Genomic DNA, 12862 nt, shown 5'->3' on the forward strand with positions numbered 1-12862 from the left:
TGACAAGGCGCGCATGCTTTCGATCAACGACATCTCCATCCGGCTCGCCGGACGGCTTCTCATCGACCACAGCACGGTGCAGATTCCGCCCGGCGCCCGCGTCGGCCTGGTGGGCCGCAACGGCACCGGCAAGTCGACGCTGTTCAAGGCGATCCGCGGCGAACTGTCGCTGGAGAACGGAGCGATCACCGTCCCGCCGCGATGGCGGATCGGCAGTCTGGCCCAGGAGGCGCCCAGCGGCCCGGAAAGCCTGATCGAGGTGGTCCTCCGGGCCGATCTCGAGCGCGATGCCCTGCTGCGCGAAGCCGAAACCGCCGTCGAGCCGGATCGCATCGCCGAGATCCAGACCCGGCTGGTCGATATCGACGCGCATTCGGCGCCGGCGCGGGCCGCCGCCATCCTCAGCGGCCTCGGCTTCTCGGCCGCCGACCAGGCGCGGGCCTGCGCGGAATTCTCCGGCGGCTGGCGCATGCGCGTGGCACTCGCCGCCACCTTGTTCGCCGCCCCCGACCTGCTGCTGCTCGACGAGCCCACCAACTATCTCGACCTCGAAGGCACGCTGTGGCTCGAGGATCATCTGGCGCATTATCCGCGCACGGTGATCGTCATCAGCCACGACCGCGATCTGCTGGAGACGTCGGTCGATCAGATCCTGCACCTGGATCGCGGCAAGCTGACACTGTACCGCGGCGGCTATTCCTCGTTCGAGGAGCAGCGCGCCACGCGCGAGATGCTCGACGCCAAGGCGGTCAAGCGCCAGGAGGCTGAGCGCGCGCGGCTGCAGTCCTTCGTCGACCGCTTCAAGGCCAAGGCCTCAAAGGCGCGGCAGGCGCAGTCGCGGGTCAAGATGCTGGAACGGATGAAGCCGATCACAGCGCTCGTGACCCAGGATGTGCACGAGATCAGCTTTCCCGCACCGGAGAAATTGCTGTCGCCGCCGATTATCGCGGTCGACAACGCCTCGGTCGGCTATGACCCTGCCCAGCCCGTGCTGAACCGGGTGACCTTGCGCATCGACAATGACGATCGTGTCGCGCTGCTGGGCGCCAACGGCAATGGCAAATCGACGCTGGTCAAGCTGCTCGCCGGCCGGCTGGCACCGTTCTCCGGCAAGGTCACGCGCGCCGACAAGCTGTCGATCGCCTATTTCGCCCAGCACCAGCTCGATGAACTCGACGAGCAGGGATCACCCTACACCCACGTCCGGCAGCTGATGGGCGATGCGCCGGAATCGAAAGTGCGGGCCCGGGCCGGCGCCATCGGATTTTCCGGCAAGGCGGCCGACACGCTGGTGAAAAGCCTGTCCGGCGGCGAGAAGGCGCGGCTGCTGCTCGGGCTCGCCACCTTCTACGGTCCCAACATGATCATCCTGGACGAGCCGACCAACCATCTCGACATCGATAGCCGTGCGGCGCTGGCCGAAGCGATCAACGAGTTTCCGGGCGCCGTGATCATGGTCTCGCACGATCGCTATCTCATCGAGGCCTGCGCGGATCGTCTGTGGGTGGTCGCCGAGCGGACCGTAAAGACCTATGACGGCGATCTCGACGATTACCGGCGGATGATCTTGTCGTCGCGGAGCGGCGCGTCGGCGCGCGATGCCGAACGTCCGCAGACGAGCGAGCGAGCGGAGCGACCGCGTGGCGACAACAAGCGTGGCGGACTGAAACAGAAGATCGCGGCCGCCGAAGCCGAGATGGCCCGCATCACCGAGATCATCGCCAAGATCGACGGCGCGCTGGCGTTGCCGGACATCTTCACCCGCGACCCGAAGCAGGCCGCGCAATTGTCGAAGGCAAGGGCGAACGCCGCGGAGGCGCTGGCGCGCGCCGAAGAGCAGTGGTTGGAAGCGAGCACGCTGTACGACGAGACGACCGGCTGACGAACGTCCGGACGGCCGCTCCTCAAATCACCGGGACCGAACCTGGTTCGATCCGTTTAACTGTGACAGAAGCCGCTCGCGCAGCCGGCTCAGGTCGCCTTCTTCTTGCCCTTGGCGGGCTTCGCCATCTTCGGCGCCGGGCCCGGATCGGGCGCGCGCTCGATCGAGGTCAGACGGCCCGCGGTGAACGTGTAGACGCCGGCACGCGCACCGCGCAGCCAGGTCACGGTCGCAACGCGATCACCGCCATTACCGCCGATGTTGACACTGTCGGGTGCGCCGATGCCGCGCACCACGTCACATTCGGTATGGCCCAGTGCAACCGTGCCGCCTGCGGCGGGCGGCGCAGCGGCCGCATCGCTGCTCATCGCATTCGCACCGGCCGGCGCCATGCCGGGACAGGCGCCCTCGGCGCTGACGAGATCCTCCGCGGTGACGGGCTTTTCGGGCGTCAGCGGCGGCGCGTCGATCGAGATGCTCTTGATGAACAGGCGCTGCGGCCGGTTGAACCATTCGGCATCCTTGGAGAGAAAGTCAGCCGAGCCGGAGCATCCGGACACGACCGGTGCAAGCACAAGGAACGCCAGAAGGCGCGTCAGCTTTTGATTCTGGTCTCGCACGATGAACCTTGCTGAATTGCAACCAATGCTCGATTCAAAAGCACTAGCAGATCTTGTAACCGGGTGCGCCCTGGCCCTTGAAGCGATGTTCTGCCCGCATCGGCGGGAGCAACACTTCAGATGCGCGAGGCACAGTCGTTGTTCGAACGGATCGTCCCACCATCACTTTGCGGCACGTTCGTGGCTTTGCCAACGCGCCGCCAGTTCATTGGCAGATTATCATTAATCGCGGCACGCCGCCATGGCGAGCGCGCGACCGGCAGGCCATCATTGCCGACGCTGCCACCGCCCGCGCTCATCGGCCTGCCAATAGGTGACCTCGAATCCCCGCGTTTTGCAATCGGTCCAGGCCGCTCTCGCAGCTGCGAGCGCTTCGTCATCGTCGCCGTTGAAGACGAGCACCATGCGCTCATAAGTGTGCGCGTCTGACGGCAGCGGCGCGTTGTCGACCAGGAATCGCACATTCGCCTGGTTGGGATTGCTCTCCTCCACCGCCAACACGATCGGCTGGTCGGCCACATCAGCAACCCGCCATGTGGCGTGCGGCAGAAACGAATCGTCACGATAGGTCCACAGATGCGCATCAAGCGCATCTGCACGTTCTTCTGAGGTCGATTGCACCACAACCCGCCAGCCGCGCTCGAGCGATTTCTCCAGCAGCGGCGGCAACACGCCTTCCAGGGTCATGTTCTGCAAATGATAGAACAGGACTTCCGTCATCCGAACAGCGGTCCCTCAACTCCTGGCTTCGTAGCAATCCCACACCAGCCGGTCGAGCAGGCGCACGCCGTAGCCGGAGCCCCAGCTCTGATTGACCTCCGATTTCGGCGCGCCCATCGCGGTGCCGGCGATGTCGAGATGCGCCCATGGCGTATCGTTGACAAAGCGCTGCAGGAATTGCGCGGCCGTGATCGAGCCGCCGTGGCGCCCGCCGGTGTTCTTCATGTCGGCGAATTGCGAATCGATCAGCTTGTCGTATTCGGGGCCGAGCGGCATGCGCCAAACCTTCTCGCCGGTCTCCTGCCCCGCCTTCAACAGCTTCTCGGCAAGATCGTCATTGTTGGCGAACAGGCCCGCATGCTCGGTGCCGAGCGCAACCATGATCGCCCCGGTCAAGGTGGCGAGATCGATCATGAATTTCGGCTTGAACTTGGTCGCGACGTACCAGAGCACGTCGGCGAGCACGAGCCGGCCTTCCGCGTCGGTGTTGATGATCTCGATCGTCTGCCCGGACATCGAGGTAACGATGTCACCCGGGCGCTGGGCATTGCCGTCCGGCATGTTCTCGACCAGGCCGATCGCGCCGATCACATTGGCCTTGGCCTTGCGCGCGGCCAGCGCATGCATCAGACCGACGACGCAGGCCGCACCGCCCATGTCGCCCTTCATATCCTCCATCGAGCCGGCCGGCTTGATCGAGATGCCACCGGTGTCGAAGCAGACGCCTTTGCCGATGAAGGCGACCGGCTGATCACCCTTCTTGCCGCCATTATAGCGCATGACGACGGTGCGACTCGGCCGCGCCGAGCCCTGCCCGACCCCGAGCAGCGCCCCCATTCCGAGCTTCTTCATGGCCGGCACATCGAGAATCTCGACGGTCACGCCGAGCTTGCGCAGCGCGCTGGCGCGCTTGGCGAACTCTTCCGGATAGAGCACGTTCGGCGGCTCGTTGACGAGATCGCGCGCCAGAATCACGCCGTCGGTGACGTGCGACCGTGGCGCGAAGGCCTTCTTGGCCGCGGCCACGTCCGCGACGGCCAGCGAGATCGCGGCGCTGACGGCCGCCTCCTCGTCCTTCTTCTTGGTCTTGTAGCGGTCGAATCGATAGGCTCGCAGCCTGATCCCGGCCGCCAGCGAGCTCGCCTGGTCCGGCGTCATCGGCCCGGAGGGCAGCTCGGCCATCACCATCACGGGTTCAGTCCCGGCGTTCAGTTTCCCGGCTAACGTCCCGCCATATTTCAGGAAATCCTTTTCCTTGTGATCCCCGCTTTTGCCTGTGCCGATCACGAGCAAGCGCTGAATCTTGATTCCCTGGGGGGCGAGAAGGTCGAGCACCGCGCCGTCCTTGCCCTTGAAGCGCGCCGCAGCGGCCGCCCGCTGGATGAGCTCGGCGGCGCCGCCCAGCGCCTTGTCGGTCGCGGCACCAAGCCGCAGGGACTCATCGCAGAACGCGACCAGGATACCGCGTGGCGCAGTCGACAGCGGAACGAAGCCGACCTTGACGGTGTCGGACATCAAGCAAACCTCCAAATTTCGTCGTGAGGGCCGCCGCGACCGTCCCAAAATCCCAGCGGACAGACGAGGATGGCGGCAGTTCGGAACCCAACTTGGCAACAGTATGGCCTGCCGCGGCCAGAGCTGCCAAGCCTCCCGTGTCGAGGCGGTCACAATAATGAAATTTTAGCCGTATTTTAGCGACGCCACGCCACAGCCATTTTGTCGACGGATCAAAGGGATGGTAAGGATGTTCACTGACCTTGGAACGTGACGGCGCAAGCAGCCTCGGGGACCCGTTTCAAGGGTGGCCGCAGCGCTCGTTCCGGGACTGCAGATTGGGGATCGAGCGCACACGATGGGATCCATCGACAGGTACATCTTTCGCACGACGCTCGCGTCGTTTGCGGTGGTCCTGGTGAGTCTCACCGGGGTGATCTGGATCACCCAGGCGCTGCGCGGCATCGACCTGATGACGAGCCAGGGGCAGACCATCCTGACCTTTCTCGGCATTACCGGCCTGGTGATTCCCTCGCTGCTCGGCGTGATCGCGCCGATTGCGCTGATGATCGCGGTCTCTCACACCCTCAACAAGCTCGCGACCGATTCGGAAATCATCGTGATGAACGCCGCCGGCATGTCGCCGATCCGGCTGTTTGTGCCCTTCGCCTACGCCACCTGCGTCGTCGCGATCCTGGTCACCTTCATTGCCGCGTTCTTCGCGCCCGACGGGCTGCGCCGGATCAAGCAATGGGACGCCGAGATCACCGCCGACGTGCTCGCCAACATCCTGCAGCCCGGCCGGTTCGCCCAGCTCGACCAGAACCTCACGATCCGGATTCGCGAACGCCAGCCCGGCGGCGAATTGCAGGGCATTCTGATCGACGACCGCCGCGATCCGAAGGAGCGAATCACGATCATCGCCGAGAAGGGCACGGTGGTGAAGAACCCCGACGGCTCGTTCCTGGTGCTGGAGGACGGCAATCTCGAGCGCTTCGAAGTCGGCAAGCGCGAGCCGGCAATGGTGGCGTTCGCCCGCTACGCCTTCGACATGTCGAAATTCTCGAATCAGGGCCGCGATGTCACGCTCGGCATCCGCGAGCGCTATCTGTGGGAGCTGATGGCGCCGGCGGAGGACGATCCGATCTACAAGCAGATCCCCGGACAATTCCGGCAGGAGCTGCATGACCGCTTCCTCGCCCCGATCTACCCCTTCGCCTTCGCCGCTTTGACCTTTGCGTTTCTCGGCGCGCCGCGCACGACGCGTCAGAGCCGCAACTTCTCGTTCGGCAGTGCGATTCTCGCGGTGTTCGGCGTGCGCATGGCCGGCTTCGCCTGCTCCGTCATGACGGTGAAGACGCCGGTCGCCGCCCTGGTGCAGTACCTGATGCTGTTCGGCGTGCTCGGCTTGAGCATCTGGATCATCGTCGGCGGCGTGGTGGTCGAGCCGCCGGCGCGGCTGATGGAGGCGATCAACCGCTCGAATGCGCGGATCGCTCGGCTGTTCAGAAGGCCGGCCGCCGCATGAGCATGGTCACCAACACGCTGGGGCGCTATTTCGCCGGCCGCTTCCTGGTTTCGGCGGTCGGCGTGTTCGCGAGCATTTTCGTGCTGCTCGTCCTGGTCGATTACATCGAGATGGTCCGCAAGACCTCGGGGCTGGCCTCCGCCTCGGCGCTGATGGTCGCCGAGACCTCGCTGTTTCGCGTGCCGCAACTGCTCGAGAAGATGATGCCGTTCTGCGTCCTGATCGGCGCCATGACCTGCTACCTCGCGCTGTCGCGTCGCCTCGAGCTCGTGGTGGCGCGCGCCGCCGGCGTCTCGGCCTGGCAGTTCATCGCGCCGGCGCTGGCCAGCGCCATCGTGCTCGGCCTGATGGCGACGACGCTCTACAATCCGATGTCGGCCAATCTGCGTGAATTGTCGAAACGCATGGAAGCGGAGCTGTTCGGCGCCGCCCCGGGCGGCGGCGTGCAGGATGCGTCCGGCTTCTGGCTGAACCAGATCAACCCGGACGGCTCGGTCATCATCAACGCCGCACGCAGTGAGCAGCAGGGTGTTCGGCTGACCGGCCTGACGCTGTTCCGTTTTGATACGGAGAAACATTTCAAGGACCGAATCGAAGCGCGCGAGGCCACCCTCGAAGACGGCCAGTGGGTGTTCAAATCGGTGCGCCGATTCTCCCTCGATGCGCCGCCGGTGGACGAGCCGACCTTCATTCTGCCCACCAGCCTGACACCGGCACAGGTCCGCAACAGCTTCTCGACCCCCGAAACTGTGTCGTTTTGGCAACTGCCGAGCTACATCCGTTCGTCAGAGAGCTCAGGCTTCGCGACCGCGGGCTACCGATTGCAGTATCATAAGCTGATCGCGCAGCCATTCCTGCTGGCTGCGATGGTCATGCTGGCCGCGTCCGTGTCGCTCCGCTTCTTCCGAATGGGTGGCGTACAAAAAATGGTTTTGAGTGGCGTGGGCGCCGGCTTTCTGCTCTACGTTTTGTCGAAAGTAACGGAAGATTTGAGCAAGGCTGCGTTGATGGATCCGATCGTTGCCGCGTGGCTGCCGGTGTTCGTCGGCGGCCTGACCGGCTTTATGGCCTTGCTCTACCAGGAGGACGGCTAGTGTCGTTCGTTGCCGTCCGTCAGACAGCGCTTGCCGTGCTCCGGCAGCATGCGATTGCATGCGGTCGATTTGCGCGCGTGAGTGGCATCGTGTCTGCCGAATCCATGTCTCGGAAGTTCTGGTCTCCCGGCTCCAAGCCGCGCAGCTTCACGTCTGGCCAATTCACGTCTGCCGTTCTCGGGGGCGTGTTCGCGCTGGCGTTCGGTGCCGTGCTGACGGCGACCATCGGTCTGGTTGCACCTGCGCCCGCCGCCGCGCAAAGCTTCACCTATAATCCGCGCCCGCCGAAGGCGCCGCCGCCGCGCGTCGCCAACGACAACCAGATGCTGGTGCAGGCGACCGAGGTCGATTACGACTACAACAACTCGCGCGTGTCAGCGGTCGGCAACGTCCAGCTGTTCTATAACGGCACCTCGGTCGAGGCCGACCGGGTGATCTACGACCAGAAGACCAAGCGCCTGCATGCGGAAGGCAACATCCGCATGACCGACGCCGACGGCAAGATCACCTACGCCAACAGCCTCGATCTGTCCGACGATTACCGCGACGGCTTCGTCGATTCGCTGCGCGTCGAGACCGAGGACCAGACGCGGATGGCGGCGACCCGCGCCGACCGCTCCAAGGGCAATTACACCGTCTTCGAGAACGGCGTGTACACCGCCTGCGCGCCCTGTAAGGACGATCCGAAGAAGCCGCCGCTGTGGCAGGTCAAGGGTGCGCGCATCATCCATGACCAGACCGAGAAGATGCTGTATTTCGAGAACGCCCAGCTCGAATTCTTCGGCGTTCCGCTCGCCTATATCCCCTACTTCTCGACGCCCGATCCGACGGTGAAGCGCAAGAGCGGCTTCCTGATGCCGGGCATCACCCAGACCGGCGGTTACGGCTTCGGCGTCGACATCCCCTATTATTGGGCGATCGCGCCAGACTACGACGCAACCTTCACGCCGCGCATCACCTCCAAGCAGGGCGTGCTGCTGCAGACCGAATTCCGCCAGCGCTTCAGCAATGGCGGTTACCAGGTGCGCCTCTACGGCATCGATCAGCTCGACCGCAACGCCTTCGCCGGCCAGCCGGGCGACCGGCAGTTCCGCGGCGGCATCGACACCAAGGGCCAGTTCGCGATCAACGACAAATGGGTGTTCGGCTGGGACGGCATCCTGCTGTCCGACTACATGTTCCTGTCGGACTACCGGCTGGCGCAGTACCGCGACCCGTTCAACTCGTTCATGAGCCTGCCGACAGAGGCGATCTCGCAGCTGTATTTGACCGGCGTCGGCAGCCGCAGCTTCTTCGACGTCCGGGCGATCCATTATCTGAGCTTCTCGGGCAACCAGCAGACAGTGCCGGTGGTCTATCCGGTGCTGGATTACTCGAACGTGCTGAACTACCCGGTGTTTGGCGGCGAGTTCAGCTACAAGACCAACTTCGTGAATCTGAGCCGTGAACAGGCGGTGTTCGATCCGATCACCAGCACGGCCAACACGGCCGGCCTGTGCACGACGACGTCGGCCGATCCGCGCGCGCGGCTGCCCACCCAGTGCCTGCTGCGCGCGACACCCGGCACCTATACCCGTCTCACCGCACAGGCGGAGTGGCGGCGGTCCTATACCGACCCGTTCGGCCAGATCTGGACGCCGTTCGCGATCCTGCGCGCGGACGCGATCAACGCCAACGTCACCGCGCAGCCAGGCGTCGGCAACTTCGTTCAGACGGGCGACACCCAGGCGCTGCGGCTGATGCCGACAGTCGGCCTAGAATACCGCTACCCGTTCATCAATGTGCAGCCGTGGGGAACCACGACGATCGAACCGATCGCGCAGGTGATCATCCGGCCGAACGAGACCTATGCCGGCCGGCTGCCGAACGAGGACGCCCAGAGCATGGTGTTCGACGCCAGCAACCTGTTCAGCGTCGACAAGTTCTCCGGCTATGACCGCGTCGAGGGCGGCGGCCGCGCCAATGTCGGCGTGCAGGCCACCACCCAGTTCGACCGCGGCGGCACGATCAACGTGCTGTTCGGCCAGTCCTACCACCTGTTCGGTCTGAACTCGTTCGCGGTGCAGGACGCCAACAATACCGCCATCGGGTCCGGCCTGGACAAGACCGTCTCGGATTACGTGGCGCGGGTCGATTACTCGCCGAACCGGACCTATACGTTCAGCATGCGCAGCCGGTTCGACCAGCAGACCCTGAACATCCAGCGCTTCGAGGCCGAGGCGAAGGCGAACTTCGATCGCTGGTCGGTGGCCCTGACCTACGGCAATTATGCCGCGGATCCGGCGCTCGGCTATCTCGCCCGGCGTGAGGGCATCCTCGGCAGCGGCTCGGTCAAGGTGGCGCCCAACTGGATCGTATCCGGTGCGGCGCGCTGGGATCTGGCCGCCAACAAGATCAACCAGTATGTGATCGGCGCCGGCTATGTGGACGATTGTTTCGTGCTGGCCGCGAACTATGTAACGTCCTATAATTATACGGCAGGTACCACCCCACCCGTTCTGAGCCATGCCTATATGCTCCAGATCGGGCTTCGGACGCTCGCGAACTCCTCGTCGACGGGAAGTGCGGCTGGTGGCCTTCAGTAGCGCGCGCCGGTCTCCGACCGGTGCTCCTCTGGTCCGAGAGGTCCCGTGGTCCGAGAGGTCCCGACAGAGAGCCGTCGCGCCGCTTCTGGTTGGACTCATTGCGAACAGCGAAGCTTGGTCATGACGATCGCGTTCTCTTCCCGCCTTCGGGCCCTGGCCATCTGCAGTCTTGCGGTGCTGGCATCGGGTGCCGGGCTGATCCCCGCTCAGGCCCAGAGCATCGTCGTGATGGTGAATGGTGATCCCATCACCGATTACGACATTGAGCAGCGGATGAAGCTCAACTTCCTCAGCACGCGAAAGCAGCAGAGCCGGCAGGAGGTCATCAACGAGCTGATCGACGACAAGGTGAAGATCAAGGAAGGCAAGAAGTTCGGGGTCGAACCGACGGCCTCCGACGTCGACCAGTCGTTCGCCGGCATGGGCTCGCGCATGCGGCTCAATGCCGAACAGCTGACGAAATCGCTGGAGAGCCAGGGCGTGCGCCCTGAGACGCTCAAGGCGCGCATCAAGGCCGAGATCGTCTGGACCAGCCTGGTCCGCGGCCGCTACAAGGAACGCCTGCTGGTGTCCGACAAGGACGTTGCCGCGGCGGTTGCTGCGGCCGGCGGCGATTCCGACCAGCAGGGCCAGGCCTTCGAATACAAGATGCAGCCGATCGTGCTGATCGTTTCAAACTCGTCGAACCAAGCGGTGATGGAAGCGCGGCACAAGGAGGCGGAAGCCCTGCGCGCGCGGGTGCAGACCTGCGCCGACGCCAACAATGTCTTCAAGACCACCGCGAACGCCGTGATCAAGGAAATCGTCGTCAAGACGTCCGCCGACATTCCGCCGAACCTCCGCAAATTGCTCGACGACACCCCGATCGGACATCTCACGCCGCCCGAAGCGACCAAGCAGGGAATCCAGATGGTCGCGCTGTGCGCCCGCACCCCGACGACGGTCGACACGCCGAAAAAGCGTCAGATCCGCGAGGAGATGTACACCAAGAAATACGAGGCGACGTCCAAGGCCTATCTGCAGGAAGTCCGCAAGGCGGCGATGATCGAATATCGCTGATGAGCAAGCCCCTCGCGCTCACATTGGGCGAACCTGCAGGCATCGGCCCCGACATCACCTTGCAGGCGTGGCTGCGTCGCACCGAGCTTGGACTTCCGGCGTTCTATCTGCTCGGGGATCCCGGCTTCATCAGCCAGCGAGCGGCGCTGCTGGGCCTCGATGTTCCGGTGACGGAGACACATCCCGGACAGGCCGTCGAGATATTCTCCAAGGCGCTGCCGGTCGTGCCCACCGGGCATCGCGTCACCGCACAACCCGGCCGTCCCGACGTCACGAGCGCAGAAGCCACGATCGGCTCGATCCGCCAGGCTGTCCTCGACGTCAAGGCCGGACGGGCGAGCGCCGTCGTGACCAATCCGATCGCCAAGGCCATCCTCTACCGCGCCGGTTTTACGCACCCCGGGCACACCGAGTATCTCGCCGAGCTCGCCGCCGATGGCGGGGTGGTCCCGCAGCCCGTCATGATGCTGTGGTCGCCGACGCTCGCCGTCGTGCCGGTGACGATCCATGTGGCGCTGCGCGAGGCGATCGAGCAGCTGACGAGCCCGCTGATCACCTCCACGACCCGGATCGTCGCGGCGAGCCTGCGGCGCTATTTCGGCCTGTCGCGGCCGCGCATCGCCTTGTCGGGCCTCAATCCTCACGCCGGCGAGGACGGCACGATGGGCACGGAGGAGGACACGATCATCGCGCCGGCGATCGCGACCCTGCGCAATGCCGGCCTCGACGTGCAAGGACCGCTGCCGGCCGATACGATGTTCCATGACGCCGCGCGCAAGACCTATGATTGCGCCATCTGCATGTATCACGATCAGGCGCTGATCCCGATCAAGACGCTGGCCTTCGACGAGGGCGTCAATGTGACGCTCGGCCTGCCCTTCATCCGCACCTCGCCGGACCACGGCACGGCCTTCGGCATCGCCGGCAAGGGCACGGCCAATCCGGCCAGCCTGATCGCTGCCCTCCGGCTTGCCGCGCGCATGGCCAGCCAAGCGGCATGAGCGCGATCGACGACCTGCCGCCCCTGCGCGAGGTCATTCGCGAGCATCAGCTGTCGGCGCGCAAGGCACTCGGCCAGAACTTCCTGCTCGATCTCAATCTCACCGCGCGAATTGCCCGGGCCGCCGGCCCGCTGGAGGACGCCACTGTGGTCGAGATCGGTCCGGGCCCGGGCGGCCTGACGCGGGCGCTGCTCGCGCTCGGCGCCCGCCACGTCATCGCCGTCGAGCACGATGAGCGCGCGATCCCGGCGCTGCAGGCGATCGCGGAGCGTTATCCGGGACGGCTCGAGATCGTCTGCACCGATGCCCGCACCTTCGACGTCCGGCCCTATCTCGGCAGCACCAAGGCCAAGATCGTCGCCAACCTGCCCTACAACATCGCGACGCATCTGCTGATCGGCTGGCTCTCGGCCGAACCATGGCCGCCCTGGTACGACATGATGGTGCTGATGTTCCAGCGCGAGGTCGCCGAGCGGATCGTCGCGCGCGAGAACGAGGAAGCCTATGGCCGGCTCGGCGTGCTCGCCAATTGGCGCTGCGAGACCAAGATCCTGTTCGACATCTCGCCCTCGGCCTTCGTGCCGCCGCCGAAGGTGACCTCATCGGTGGTGCGGCTGGTGCCGCGCACGGCCCCGGAGCCGTGCGACCGCCGCGCGCTCGAGCAGGTCGCCGCCGCCGCGTTCGGCCAGCGCCGCAAGATGCTGCGCCAGAGCCTGAAGTCGCTGCCGACGGATCCCGCGCGGCTGGCCGCAGCGGCCGGCGTCGATCCGACGCGCCGCGCCGAGACCATTCCGGTGTCGGGCTTTGTTGCCATGGCGCGCGAATTGACCAATAGTCGCGACGATAACAAGACCTAACAACAAGCATTTCAGGGAGATT

General features: G+C 64.9%; 10 protein-coding genes. 7 read left to right on the forward strand and 3 right to left on the reverse strand.

Annotation, left to right across the window (positions count from 1 at the left end):
- The first annotated feature begins 13 nt into the window (after nt 1–13).
- Nucleotides 14–1882 (forward strand): ABC-F family ATP-binding cassette domain-containing protein, encoded by a 1869-nt coding sequence (locus HL671_RS17440; protein WP_012043916.1) that lies wholly within the window; start codon nt 14–16, stop codon nt 1880–1882.
- Nucleotides 1883–1971: 89 nt separating this feature from the next.
- Here the strand turns inward: HL671_RS17440 and HL671_RS17445 are convergent, their stop codons facing one another.
- From HL671_RS17445 to HL671_RS17455, 3 genes are all read right to left on the reverse strand, one after another.
- Complete coding sequence (locus tag HL671_RS17445; protein WP_012043915.1) at nt 1972–2457, reverse strand: hypothetical protein; 486 nt, start codon at nt 2455–2457, stop codon at nt 1972–1974.
- Between the two features lie 312 nt (nt 2458–2769).
- The gene (locus HL671_RS17450; RefSeq protein ID WP_012043914.1) at nt 2770–3222 is read right to left on the reverse strand and encodes a DNA polymerase III subunit chi; all 453 of its coding nucleotides are present in this window, start codon (nt 3220–3222) and stop codon (nt 2770–2772) included.
- Nucleotides 3223–3237: 15 nt separating this feature from the next.
- Nucleotides 3238–4737 carry a leucyl aminopeptidase gene (locus HL671_RS17455; RefSeq protein WP_172237118.1) on the reverse strand — a complete coding sequence of 500 codons (1500 nt, stop codon included), beginning with the start codon at nt 4735–4737 and terminating at the stop codon, nt 3238–3240.
- Between the two features lie 337 nt (nt 4738–5074).
- On the opposite strand from HL671_RS17455, the gene lptF reads away from it, so the two are divergent.
- The 6 genes from lptF (at nt 5075) to rsmA (ending at nt 12840) form a co-directional block, all read left to right on the forward strand.
- Nucleotides 5075–6244: an LPS export ABC transporter permease LptF gene (lptF, locus tag HL671_RS17460; protein ID WP_012043912.1), complete on the forward strand. Its 1170-nt coding sequence runs from the start codon at nt 5075–5077 to the stop codon at nt 6242–6244.
- Nucleotides 6241–7338 carry an LPS export ABC transporter permease LptG gene (gene lptG, locus HL671_RS17465; RefSeq protein WP_012043911.1) on the forward strand — a complete coding sequence of 366 codons (1098 nt, stop codon included), beginning with the start codon at nt 6241–6243 and terminating at the stop codon, nt 7336–7338. The genes lptF and lptG overlap by 4 nt, the downstream gene beginning before the upstream one ends.
- A complete protein-coding gene (locus HL671_RS17470; protein WP_012043910.1) occupies nt 7338–9923 on the forward strand; it encodes an LPS-assembly protein LptD in 2586 nt (861 codons plus the stop codon). The genes lptG and HL671_RS17470 overlap by 1 nt, the downstream gene beginning before the upstream one ends.
- A gap of 120 nt (nt 9924–10043) precedes the next feature.
- Nucleotides 10044–10982 carry a SurA N-terminal domain-containing protein gene (locus HL671_RS17475; RefSeq protein ID WP_012043909.1) on the forward strand — a complete coding sequence of 313 codons (939 nt, stop codon included), beginning with the start codon at nt 10044–10046 and terminating at the stop codon, nt 10980–10982.
- Nucleotides 10982–11983: a 4-hydroxythreonine-4-phosphate dehydrogenase PdxA gene (gene pdxA, locus HL671_RS17480; RefSeq protein WP_172237119.1), complete on the forward strand. Its 1002-nt coding sequence runs from the start codon at nt 10982–10984 to the stop codon at nt 11981–11983. Before HL671_RS17475 ends, pdxA begins: the two co-directional genes overlap by 1 nt.
- Nucleotides 11980–12840: a 16S rRNA (adenine(1518)-N(6)/adenine(1519)-N(6))-dimethyltransferase RsmA gene (gene rsmA, locus HL671_RS17485; protein WP_012043907.1), complete on the forward strand. Its 861-nt coding sequence runs from the start codon at nt 11980–11982 to the stop codon at nt 12838–12840. The genes pdxA and rsmA overlap by 4 nt, the downstream gene beginning before the upstream one ends.
- The last annotated feature ends 22 nt before the right edge of the window (nt 12841–12862 follow it).

The sequence above is a fragment of the Bradyrhizobium denitrificans genome, assembly GCF_013179005.1.
Classification (GTDB): Bacteria; Pseudomonadota; Alphaproteobacteria; order Rhizobiales; family Xanthobacteraceae; genus Bradyrhizobium; species Bradyrhizobium denitrificans.

Coding starts and splice junctions, on each gene's coding strand:
- rsmA (WP_012043907.1), top strand. CDS start 11,980: ATGAGCGCGATCGACGACCTGCCGCCCCTGCGCGAGGTCATTCGCGAG.
- pdxA (WP_172237119.1), top strand. CDS start 10,982: ATGAGCAAGCCCCTCGCGCTCACATTGGGCGAACCTGCAGGCATCGGC.
- lptG (WP_012043911.1), top strand. CDS start 6,241: ATGAGCATGGTCACCAACACGCTGGGGCGCTATTTCGCCGGCCGCTTC.
- HL671_RS17440 (WP_012043916.1), top strand. CDS start 14: ATGCTTTCGATCAACGACATCTCCATCCGGCTCGCCGGACGGCTTCTC.
- HL671_RS17455 (WP_172237118.1), bottom strand. CDS start 4,737: ATGTCCGACACCGTCAAGGTCGGCTTCGTTCCGCTGTCGACTGCGCCA.
- HL671_RS17475 (WP_012043909.1), top strand. CDS start 10,044: ATGACGATCGCGTTCTCTTCCCGCCTTCGGGCCCTGGCCATCTGCAGT.
- HL671_RS17450 (WP_012043914.1), bottom strand. CDS start 3,222: ATGACGGAAGTCCTGTTCTATCATTTGCAGAACATGACCCTGGAAGGC.
- lptF (WP_012043912.1), top strand. CDS start 5,075: ATGGGATCCATCGACAGGTACATCTTTCGCACGACGCTCGCGTCGTTT.